This window comes from Marinomonas sp. A3A (assembly GCF_018336955.1).
GTDB lineage: Bacteria > Pseudomonadota > Gammaproteobacteria > Pseudomonadales > Marinomonadaceae > Marinomonas > Marinomonas lutimaris.
In genome coordinates, this window is the sequence record NZ_CP025532.1 from 277,336 (window position 1) to 287,584 (window position 10,249).

A 10,249-nucleotide genomic window follows, 5' to 3' on the forward strand; every position below is an offset into this window, starting at 1 on the left:
TTATTAGTTAGCAAATAAGATGCTCTAGATGTCTTCTTTAGTTAGTAGCTTGTCTAAAGACTCATACGAGCCGTAGTAGCCAAATTGCTTGGCTAGTGCAGAAAAGACTTCTTTATTATCATTCTTGAGTGTTTCAGGTGATGGTAAACTAAATAAATACACTTCTTGTCCCTCTACAATGTCTTCTACTGAAAGACCATGCCATCCTGAAAGTGATGTATCGGCTTTTTCTTTCTCTATGTCACTGAGTGAGCTTAAACCAGCCAGAATGTCATCTTTAATTGTCTCGTCTAATTTACCTAGCATACAAATTGAGTCGGGGCAGATAGTCAAAGGATGATCTTTATCTTTGTCCCAAATGAGTAAGTTTTCATTTTGGTTAATGACAATGAGCTCTCTGACTCGGTCGTTAACCGTTTGGGTAAACGACAATTTATTGAAATCAAACCCACCTTGAGAAACGCTTTCTTTGCTTGTAAGAGTAAAAGGTGCATTGTTCTCAGAAAGGCTATAGAGCGGAATGCCGAACTCCAGTTTTAAAAATGCAGCAATTAGATGAACGACATTCTTGCCATCTGTCGCGAATTGATTCAACGCGCCTCCAATACTTTGAGCCATGGAGATAGTATTTGGCACGAGCGCAGATTGTGCTTGGTCGCCATTCATGATCCAGCCTGAGATAGCACCAACACCATCAAAACTGCCTTCAGACGACAAAATGGGCCTAACCATATTTTCAATGATACTTGCTTGAGCTTTTTTCTTCGCAGCCCCGCCTGTGTCTTCGTCGCTAATATGAGGCAAGTTCAAAACGATATTCCCCTCGACTAGCGCTTTTCCGTGAGGGGCATTTAATACGACAAAAGGCGTAATATTGATTTGGGAGCTATAGCTTAAGCAGGATAATGTCGGAACGGAACGTCCCGCACCATCAGCGTCAATAATAAGAGCAGGGTCTAGCGTTTTGGCGGCGGCTAGCATAGCGACAAAAATATTGGATCCAGTTTCGACTGAAATAGTGAACGTGATTTTTTTTGATTCGTTAAGGTCTTGCATAACCTCAACCGCTCTTTTTTCTGCGCCTTGTAAGCCTATTTTTTCAAAGCTTTCAGGAGAACCCATAGCACCAACCACTACACCGTAATCACTGTTTTTCATTTTGTTTGATGAACTTAACGTAATGGTTTTGCCTGTTTCGATTATTTGGCTAACAAACGAGTAGGCTGTTTTAATCGAGCCACCACCCCCACTTGCTAATAATGTTGAGCCGTTGACAATATTGAAAAGCGCTTCTGTTGTTAAGATAGTCATGAGGTTAAGTCCTTTTAAATCGACTGGTGCCGATGAGCAATTTATTTTTTATACCATGTTGAAAATGCATAATTATTACGAACCAATACTAAACTTATACATTAAATATATTCTTGTACGCCATAGGCACCATAGTCACTTCTTATGCTTTAAGGTTATTTTTTGTATTTGACTCATGGGAAATGTAAAGTAAAGCTAATTTGGCTAAGCCAATGGCCTCTTGTAAGGCGATCCATATGCAAGAAAAAGAGTACTTAGGAAGTTGTCACTGCGGTAATGTGCAATTCAAAGTCGTCACTGACGCACCAGAATTAACCACCTGCGATTGCTCTATTTGCATCAGAAAAAACGCCTTGATGGTTAAAGTGCATGAGAGCAAATTCCAGCTCATCAAGGGCGAAGGCAGTCTGACCGAATATCAATTCCATACTAAAATCGCGCGGCACTTCTTTTGCAACGTTTGCGGTATTTATCCTTTTCATCGCAAACGCGTCTCGCCTGCTTTTTCGGCATCAATGTTTATTGCTTAGAAGATTTCAGCACCGAAGGTATTCCGGTGCGAGCAACGATTGGCGCGGGGATGGTGTGATAGGTTTAATTTAAGCCAAATCCTAAACTTCCCCCGCATTCAGCAGCATGCCTTGCGGGCTGGTGTCGAATAACAAGACTCGATTTAGATCCACCGATAACGAAATATTCTCTTGGCGTTTAACGTGGGAGCGTAGGTCGAGTCGGGCTTTGGCGTCCTCGCCGCCGAGTTTGAACATGATTTCTTTGTCGAAGCCGAGGTTTTCCACCAGCTCTACTTGTATGTCGTTGAATTCAAATAGGTTGTCGCTTGGAGATCTCTTTAAAGACAAGGCACTGTCTTCAAAGAAGTCAGGGCGAATGCCCACTAACACAGTATCGTGGGATTTGAGGTCCTGTAAATCGACATTGGCGATTTTCGCCGCTGGCAGTCGGTAATTATCGAATACCAGATCTTCGCCTTCTATCTCGGCTTCAATTAAATTCATCGCGGGTGAACCAATAAAGGTGGCGACAAAGGTGTTGGTCGGCTGTAGATAGATCTCCATTGGCGTGCCGACTTGTTCGACGATGCCATCGCGCATCACCACGACTCTATCGCCTAAGGTCATAGCTTCGATCTGATCGTGGGTAACGTAGATCGCCGTCATGTTGTATTGATGCTGAATACGGGCGATTTCTGTCCGCATGTGATGACGCAGCTTGGCGTCCAAATTCGATAGTGGTTCATCAAACAAATATACGTCTGCATCTCGGGCAAGGGCGCGTCCCATAGCGACACGCTGGCGCTGGCCGCCGGATAAATCGGCGGGTTTACGATCCAAGTAATCGTCGAGCTTGAGCATTTCCGATACGTCTGCGAGTTTCTCTTTAATCGTTTCAGCGTCCGCCCCGGACTTTTTCAAACCAAAGACGATGTTTTCTCGCACTGACATATGCGGATACAAGGCGTAGTTTTGAAACACCATGGCGATGTTGCGTTTGTGTGGCGGTAAATCGTTAATGGCACGTTTGCCAATTTGTATTTCCCCTTGGGTGATGTCTTCCAACCCGGCGACCATGCGCAGCGTGGTACTTTTACCGCAACCACTTGGGCCAACCAGCACGACAAATTCACCGTCTTTTACTTCTAAATTAAGGTTCTTTACGATCGGCAAGTTACCGTAGGATTTATTCACGTTACGTAAGATTACTGAGCTCATAATTCCATTCCTTATCCTTTAACACCGCCGTCGGTAAGTCCACCTGACAAATGTTTATTCGCCAACATGAAACAAATCACCACTGGCAGTAGCGTCAACATGGACGCGGCCATGATGCGATCCCAAATAGCGTTTTTCGAAGTAAATAGGGTTTGCAATGCCAGCGGCAAAGTTTGGAAATCTTGGTATTGTTTGAGGAACACGGAAGCAAACAAATACTCGTTCCAAGCGATGACAAAACAATAGATAAACACGGTAAACAGCATGGGTTTTGACAAGGGCATTATGATGCGCCAGAAGGCTTCTACCCTTGAGCAACCGTCCATCATCGCCGCTTCTTCTAGCGAGAAGGGAATGGTACGGAAGTAATTTCCCAACATGTACATGGCGACTGGCAAGGTCTGAATCAGATAGATCAAAAACAGACTAAAAATCGTCCCCGCGGCACTGGACGCCAAGCCGACGTTAACGCTCATTTGATAGAGTGGAACCATCAGCAACACGCCGCCAACCATGTAGACAAACAAAACACCGTTTGCCATCAAGGATTGCGCTGGGAAGCGTAAGCGCGCAATGGCGTACGCCGCGAGAGAGGCCAAGAAAGTCGAGCAAATCCCTGTTACAAAGGAAATCACAAAGGTATTAAGCATGTAGCGACCGAATGGAAACACATCGCCGCCAGAGCTAAACTTCGCCAAGAGCTTTTGCTTCTGTTCCTCTGACAGCGCCGGATTACTCAGCAAGCGCTGCACACTGGCTGGCACGTCGGCTTCTTTCGGTGGCATCAAGCCAAGTAGCTCTTTGTATGCATCCAAGTGTAAAACACGCGGAATGAGTGATGGATTACCCCAATCTATCGGATGTTTTAACGAGGTTGATAGAATCTGCAAAAAGGGAAACACGCAGAAAATCACTAAAGCAAGCACCAAGGTATACAAGATCACCGATTGGGTGGTTGAGCGTTTATTCATCATATTCTTCCCCTACCACTTAAGGACTTTACGAACATACAGCCAGATTAAGCCGACCAGCACGAGTAATTGAATCACCGAAATCGCCGCCGCTACGCCTTGATCGACGATGCCTGCGAACGCTTGGTAATAGGTGAAAATTGGCAAGGTTTCGACATTGGGTGCAAGCAAGTAAACATCTTCAAAGCGGTTCAAATTCCAGATAATGCGCAGCAGTACCACGGTAGCAATGACGAATCTCAGCTCTGGTAAGGTCACATGCCAAAACCGTCCCCACGCATTTTGTCCATCTATCGCGGCGGCTTCGTACAAATCTTTCGGTACGCTTTGCAGCTTGGCAAGAAACAGCAAATAGGCGATAGGGAAATGCTTCCAGATATCGAACAAGATCACCACAAACAAAGCGGAATCTGGATTACCTATAAGGTTTTCCCGAGTGTCGGTCAGGTGTAAAACATCGACCACCACGTGGTTATAAATGCCGTTTACTGGATCGAAAATAAACTGCCAACCAAACACCACACTGATGACTGGGGCAAAGTAAGGTAAGAGAATCAAACCACGAGCAAGGTTACGAAAGCGAAACTCTTGATTCATCAAAATAGCGGCCGCCAAGCCCAACACGGTCGTTCCGACGACGGTTCCGATTAGGTAAATAACCGACACGCCAATGGAATGGAAATAACGCGGATTGCCGAGCAAATCCGTGTAATTCTCTATGCCAACAAAGGTCTTGGTGCCATTCAGTTGAACATCAAAAAAACTTAGATAGATGTTGAACAAAATTGGGTAAATCACTAGTAAGCCAATAATACCAACCGCTGGCGCGACCAGTTTTAAGCCAAGTCGAGATTCGTTTTTTATTAAAACAGAAGACATATTTGCTTCCCTTTATTCATACCTTCGCTTGTTTATTCGCCCATAATGGCTTTCATTTCCGCTTCCGCGCTGTCTAGTGCGGCTTGTGGATCTTTGCCTTCAATGGTCACGTCGTAGATCATTCGTGGGATCACTGATTTCGCAAAGATGGCGCCAGAAGCTGGGAAGGTTTTACCTTTCACCACGGAGAAAGAACGAATGTCGTCAAAACCAGAGACGATCTGCTTCATCTTGTCTGCACCATAAAGCTTAAATACACCGTTTGGATCTTCCAAATAGGCTGGATCTTCAGCGATGCCTTTTAGCATCGGGTTCATGCCGCCTGGTGCCATATGTAGGAAGGTGATGTAACTAGCTGGATCGTACATAAATTCGATGAAGTCTTTGGTGGCTTTAGTGTCTTCAGCGCTTTTTGTTTTCAATGCGACAAGGCCTGATAAAGTGCCGTAAGAGGCGGCGCTTTTATTGGTGATAATCGGTGCGAACTCGGTGTTTTTCACCAATTCAGGGTCGAAGGTGCCGCCGCTGAGTTCTTTGAAGTTCTCAGAAGACAAAGAGCCTTTGGCGACCTCTGCCAAAGCAAGGTCATCCATTATGTAAGTGGAATAGAAGAACATGCCCATTTTGCCTTGTAAGTAATAATCCCGAGCGCGCCAGTTCTGTGGCCCAGGTGGATTGTATTTAGCTAGCTCTTTGTAATACTTAATGGTTTCGAGTGTGGCTGGGCTATTGAAAACCAAATTGCCTTTGGCATCGAACTCACTGGCATTATTGGATAGCGCCAGTTGAGTGAAGACCTGTTCTGTGTAGCTGTCTTGTTTGGTGCCGACCAAAATGCCGTATTGATTATTGGCTTTGTCGGTCAGTGCTTTGGCTGCGGTTTCGATGTTTTCCCATGTATTTGGTGCAGCAAGACCTTTTTCATCAAACCAGTCTTTGCGGTACCAGATTCCTTGAATCCAACCATGGTAGGGCAAGCCGTAATATTCCCCAGAGGGTGAGGCTAGGGTGGTCAAAGCGCCTTTATGGAAGCGATTTTTGCCAATGTCTTTGATTACGCCTTGGTGGGTTTTAGTATCGACAATGCCTTCTTCGCCCAACGCCATGATGATTTCGGAGTTCACTTCAATTAGCTGAGGCGTTGTGCCTGCCGCGACGGCGGCTGCCATTTGTGTTGCCATTTCATTTTCATCAACGGCGACCACTTTAACCGTTACGCCATCGTTTAAAGCTTCAAAGGTGCTGGCCAGTAATTCTATATTTTGTAAGCGGTCAGTTTGGGTTTGTGCGGTCCAAAATTCTACCGTGGCGGCGTGAGCGAGCTGGCTTATCAGGAGTCCGTTTGCCAGCATTGTGCCGGCGACGAATAGTGAAGTTTTACTTTTCATTATGGCTTCCTCTTGTTTTTATTTGTCTGCTGCTTATGACTTCAAAAACGCTTGTTATTAAAGTCCTATCGTCACAACTCCCGGAGCTAAAACGACTTGTAGGTCCTTCACCGGAGTCCCTTTGATGCGCGCTACCATCATCTGGGCAAGCTGTTCACCGATTTGCGTTGGCGGCGCTTGCTGAATGCTGGTAATCCCCATACTGGCGGTCAGCTCATCTGCGGGTGTATCACAACCAATTACACACACAGGATTTTCTCTTTCATTTAGCTGTGTGTTGTGCAATCGCATGGCCGCCAATGCGGCGGCTCGCGCGCTGGTGCTGGTTAGGCAAATCAACGCGGTGATATCTGGGTGCTGGAGCAGAAATTCGGCGCAGGCGAGGTAACTTTCTTCCTCGTCAAAGCCGACTTCTAACCATTGTTCAGACGCAAGAGAAAGCCCAATTTGTTCGGCGGCGTCTTGAATACCGCGTCGCCTTTCTTGGGCAAAAAAATATCGCTCGCTTACCGATACTACGCCAATCTTGCGGTGGCCTTGTTCGTGCAATCGGCTAAGGCTTAAATGACCGACTTGGTAATTGTCCAAATCCAGCCAAGCAAATTGCGCCGCACGTTCGGTGCGTCCGTAACACACAAAAGGCACGTTAAGTTTCAGTAAACGATGGACTTTCGGGTCGTTAACCCGAGTGCGAAGGAGGAGAAAACCGTCTTGATCGCCCGCTTTGACAAGACGTTCAAACTCGCTTAATTCCTGTTTGCCCGTATCGATTGCCACCACTTGCAGCAAATAACCTTCTGCTTGCAGCGCGTGTCGAGTTCCGGCCAACACCTTCGAAAGAATGGGGTCGAGATATTGTGTGTCTTGGCAAGGAATAATCGCCGTGATCACACGTTTTGCTTGCACCCAATGAGCCATTTCTGGCCCTTTCAATTGGTAGCCCTGTCGCGCGGCTTCTTTCAGCACACGTTTCTTCGTACTCGGGCTAATGTCTGGGTAATCGTTCAGCGCTCGTGACACCGTAGACACCGACAACTCCAACTGGGTTGCTATCTCTTTAATTGACATAAATTAATTCACTGCACCATTCTTATTGTTACCACTGTCCATCATTCAAGCCTGATTTAAAAGACTTAATCGTGCATTTTGTGACCAGCAATAATTGACGTTAAGACCGAAAATGTTTCGATGCAATACTTTATTTTTGCACAATTAAAGGGCGTTTTACTGAAACATGATATTGCTTGAAAGGAGGTGAAGTAATGCTTGGAGTCAAAGAGCTAACTCGATTTGATTGAGTTAGCTCTTAGGATGAAAAGGGTTAATCCTTCATTTTGTCGACCATTTCGACGAACCTCGCCACACCAGCTGAAATCTCGGTGAGACCTCGTGATACTTCGTTAATGCTTTCTTTGCCATGCAGTGCTGTACCTGTAACAGAATTGAGCATGTCATCCATTTCATTGATTAAATTATGGTTTTTCTCGACGACTTGCCCAATTTCAGCGGTCGCTGAAGCCGTGTTACTGGCCAACTTGCGGACTTCGTCAGCTACTACCGAAAAGCCTCGTCCAGCGTCGCCAGCTCGAGCAGCTTCTATCGCGGCGTTGAGAGCAAGCAAGTTGGTTTGATCGGCAATAGAGCGAATAGTGACAACGATGTCTGAAATACTTTTAGATTGGGTTTTCAGTAAACCACCTATATTGGCAGCACTTTTTACCTTTTCAGCAATATCATTGGACGTTTGTACTGATGCATTCAGAATGTCGACGGCATTAGATGATACTTGGCTGGTTTGTTCCGAGGTGGCTGCGGCCAGTTCAATCGCGTTCATGGCATTATTAACTCGTTCTGAAATGTCAGAGGCGAATTTAATGACTTTATAGACTCGGCCCTTTTCATCAAAGATGGGGTTATAAGTGGCTTCTAGCCAAATAACTTTGCCATTACCATCAAAACGCTGAAAGCGTCCTGAAGAGTGTTGCCCATGCGCTAAATTAGACCAAAAGCTTGGGTTATCTCGGTAGAATTTTTCATCGCAAAACATTTTATGATGTTTGCCAACAATGTCTTGTAGATCGTATTTCATTGCTCTTAAAAAATTACTGTTGGCGTGAAGTATATTGCCTTCAGGATCAAATTCAATGACGGCAAGAGAACGATCGAGAGCGGTTAATATGGCATTTTTATTCTTCAGTGATTCCTGCATCTCGGTGATGTCGTTGGCGATTTTAAGAATCTTTGTGACCTTGCCACTTTCATCGGAGACAGGAAAGTAGCTGGCTTCTAGGTGAATAGGTTGCTTGTTTTGCTTAAAGCGTAGAAAGGTACCGTGGAAAGATTTGCCTGCTTTGAGGTCATCCCAAAATGCTTTGTATTCAGCTGACTTTGTGTATTCTGCATCACAAAATATACGATGATGTTTACCGACGATTTGCTCTAATGTGTAGCCCACCGCTTCTAAGAAAATCGGATTGGTATCTAAGATAATGCCGTCTACATCAAAGCTGATACAGGCGGTATTTTGCTTAATGGCGCTTAACTCATCATGGCACTGCTTTAGTTTTTGATTCTCTGGGTTCGAAGTCGATGGCTTGTCTTTTCTTTTGCTAAAAATCATCTAGGCTTATCCTTAAACTATCGCAGAAGGGGAGCTGCCTCATTGGCAATAAATAAACATTAGATGAATTATGGTTGATGAAATTAAAAAACACCTCATTAAATAACTGTTTTTTTAACCTACTTTATTCCGTTGCGGCCTAACAAACCCCTTCCTCGCTTTATCAATTTCCTCCCGCATAAAACAGTTTTTTGCATGGTCGTTGATGAGTCCCATGGATTGCATGAAAGCGAAAAGACATTTGTATTATTTTATGTTCATGGCTATAGTTTGTTCATGAATCATGAACGATTTCAGTTTGTGAACGATAGCTTAATTTGAGTGATATCAACTATGGCAAGACAATCTGCATTGGCTGTTAATGCGTTGGCTTTACTGCCTGATCACATTAAAGCCGATTTCGTCCAAAATGAGTGTGTTAACAGTGAGCACTTTACCGATGGTGAGTTGTGTTTAACCGTGAGTGGTGATGAATATCCTTTCTATGTTGCAGTAAAAACTATCCATCGCAAGGAAAGCTTAAGCTCATTATTAGCTGATACAGCGCCTAATACATTGCTGATTTGTAATCGCCTTACGCCTTATTTAGCTGATATCTGCATGGAAAATGGGGTGAATTTCATTGATAGCGCAGGTAATGTGAGGATTAACAATGGTACTCTGCATATTTGGATCGAATCCAAAAAGCCTAATCCATCACAGATCGATATAAACCTTGCAAGTAAAAGCAACACGTTAGGTGAAGGTGCAGCAAAGCTGCTATTTGCTCTTTTATCGAGTCCCGATGTGCTTAATTTGTCATACCGAGAGATTGCAGAATACGCCAATATTTCATTGGGTATGGTAAGCAAAGGTTTGGGAATTCTTCAAGCTGAGTCGTTAATTAGCCTTGGCGATACGAGACGAGTACTCGATGCGGAACGTATGTTAGACCTCTGGGTCGAAGCCTATCGTTTATCCATTAGGCCAAAATTAGGTGGAATTCGTTTACAGTTCGAAGGAGACTGGCAAGATGTACCAATGAAAGAGAACGACTTTTGGGGGGGAGAAGCCGCAGCAGAAAAGTTAACCCATTATCTTCATCCTCAAGAGTTACAGCTGTTTACCCGCCAGCCGTTACAAAAGAAACTAGCCCAACTTAAATGTCGCCCGAATCCAGAAGGCAATTTATGGTTAGTGCCAGCCTTTTGGGGAGCCAAATTAGCATGGTCAGAAACAAGCCAAGCCTTATTGGCCGTGGCTGAATTAGAAGCGAGCAAGGATAGCCGCAATATAGAAGTCGCAAGGATGATACATGAGCAATATTTATAAACTACAGCACCCGTTGAACCCAGCGTTTGAGCCAGTGTT

At 44.7% G+C, this 10,249-nt stretch carries 9 protein-coding genes; 2 read left to right on the forward strand and 7 right to left on the reverse strand.

The window, feature by feature from the left end; all coding sequences use genetic code 11:
• Positions 1 to 24: 24 nt before the first annotated feature.
• Positions 25 to 1,311, reverse strand: a complete 1,287-nt coding sequence (locus CYL31_RS01220; protein WP_212917193.1) for an S-methyl thiohydantoin desulfurase family protein — start codon at positions 1,309 to 1,311, stop codon at positions 25 to 27.
• Positions 1,312 to 1,547: 236 nt separating this feature from the next.
• On the opposite strand from CYL31_RS01220, the gene CYL31_RS01225 reads away from it, so the two are divergent.
• Positions 1,548 to 1,841, forward strand: coding sequence for a GFA family protein (locus tag CYL31_RS01225; protein WP_249411654.1), 294 nt, complete (start codon positions 1,548 to 1,550; stop codon positions 1,839 to 1,841).
• An 81-nt stretch (positions 1,842 to 1,922) separates the two neighbouring features.
• Here CYL31_RS01225 and CYL31_RS01230 read toward each other — a convergent pair whose 3' ends face one another.
• The 6 genes from CYL31_RS01230 to CYL31_RS20785 all read right to left on the reverse strand — a co-directional run bounded on the left by CYL31_RS01230 (position 1,923) and on the right by CYL31_RS20785 (position 8,899).
• Positions 1,923 to 3,041, reverse strand: a complete 1,119-nt coding sequence (locus CYL31_RS01230; protein ID WP_212917194.1) for an ABC transporter ATP-binding protein — start codon at positions 3,039 to 3,041, stop codon at positions 1,923 to 1,925.
• 11 nt (positions 3,042 to 3,052) lie between these two features.
• Positions 3,053 to 4,015: a carbohydrate ABC transporter permease gene (locus CYL31_RS01235; protein WP_212917195.1), complete on the reverse strand. Its 963-nt coding sequence runs from the start codon at positions 4,013 to 4,015 to the stop codon at positions 3,053 to 3,055.
• A gap of 9 nt (positions 4,016 to 4,024) precedes the next feature.
• Complete coding sequence (locus tag CYL31_RS01240) at positions 4,025 to 4,891, reverse strand: carbohydrate ABC transporter permease (RefSeq protein ID WP_212917196.1); 867 nt, start codon at positions 4,889 to 4,891, stop codon at positions 4,025 to 4,027.
• A gap of 32 nt (positions 4,892 to 4,923) precedes the next feature.
• Positions 4,924 to 6,279, reverse strand: a complete 1,356-nt coding sequence (locus CYL31_RS01245) for an ABC transporter substrate-binding protein (RefSeq protein WP_212917197.1) — start codon at positions 6,277 to 6,279, stop codon at positions 4,924 to 4,926.
• Positions 6,280 to 6,336: 57 nt separating this feature from the next.
• The gene (locus CYL31_RS01250; protein ID WP_212917198.1) at positions 6,337 to 7,347 is read right to left on the reverse strand and encodes a LacI family DNA-binding transcriptional regulator; all 1,011 of its coding nucleotides are present in this window, start codon (positions 7,345 to 7,347) and stop codon (positions 6,337 to 6,339) included.
• Between the two features lie 253 nt (positions 7,348 to 7,600).
• Entirely contained in the window at positions 7,601 to 8,899 is a 1,299-nt protein-coding gene (locus CYL31_RS20785; RefSeq protein WP_212917199.1) for a methyl-accepting chemotaxis protein, read from the reverse strand.
• A gap of 333 nt (positions 8,900 to 9,232) precedes the next feature.
• Here CYL31_RS20785 and CYL31_RS01260 point away from each other — a divergent pair, with 333 nt between their 5' ends.
• On the forward strand, positions 9,233 to 10,210 hold the full coding sequence (locus tag CYL31_RS01260; RefSeq protein ID WP_212917200.1) for a type IV toxin-antitoxin system AbiEi family antitoxin: 978 nt from the start codon (positions 9,233 to 9,235) through the stop codon (positions 10,208 to 10,210).
• The last annotated feature ends 39 nt before the right edge of the window (positions 10,211 to 10,249 follow it).

Excerpts from the sequence above, each read along its gene's own strand:
- CYL31_RS01220 (WP_212917193.1), bottom strand. The coding sequence starts at position 1,311 with ATGACTATCTTAACAACAGAAGCGCTTTTCAATATTGTCAACGGCTCA.
- CYL31_RS01225 (WP_249411654.1), top strand. The coding sequence starts at position 1,548 with ATGCAAGAAAAAGAGTACTTAGGAAGTTGTCACTGCGGTAATGTGCAA.
- CYL31_RS01230 (WP_212917194.1), bottom strand. The coding sequence starts at position 3,041 with ATGAGCTCAGTAATCTTACGTAACGTGAATAAATCCTACGGTAACTTG.
- CYL31_RS01235 (WP_212917195.1), bottom strand. The coding sequence starts at position 4,015 with ATGATGAATAAACGCTCAACCACCCAATCGGTGATCTTGTATACCTTG.
- CYL31_RS01240 (WP_212917196.1), bottom strand. The coding sequence starts at position 4,891 with ATGTCTTCTGTTTTAATAAAAAACGAATCTCGACTTGGCTTAAAACTG.
- CYL31_RS01245 (WP_212917197.1), bottom strand. The coding sequence starts at position 6,279 with ATGAAAAGTAAAACTTCACTATTCGTCGCCGGCACAATGCTGGCAAAC.
- CYL31_RS01250 (WP_212917198.1), bottom strand. The coding sequence starts at position 7,347 with ATGTCAATTAAAGAGATAGCAACCCAGTTGGAGTTGTCGGTGTCTACG.
- CYL31_RS20785 (WP_212917199.1), bottom strand. The coding sequence starts at position 8,899 with ATGATTTTTAGCAAAAGAAAAGACAAGCCATCGACTTCGAACCCAGAG.
- CYL31_RS01260 (WP_212917200.1), top strand. The coding sequence starts at position 9,233 with ATGGCAAGACAATCTGCATTGGCTGTTAATGCGTTGGCTTTACTGCCT.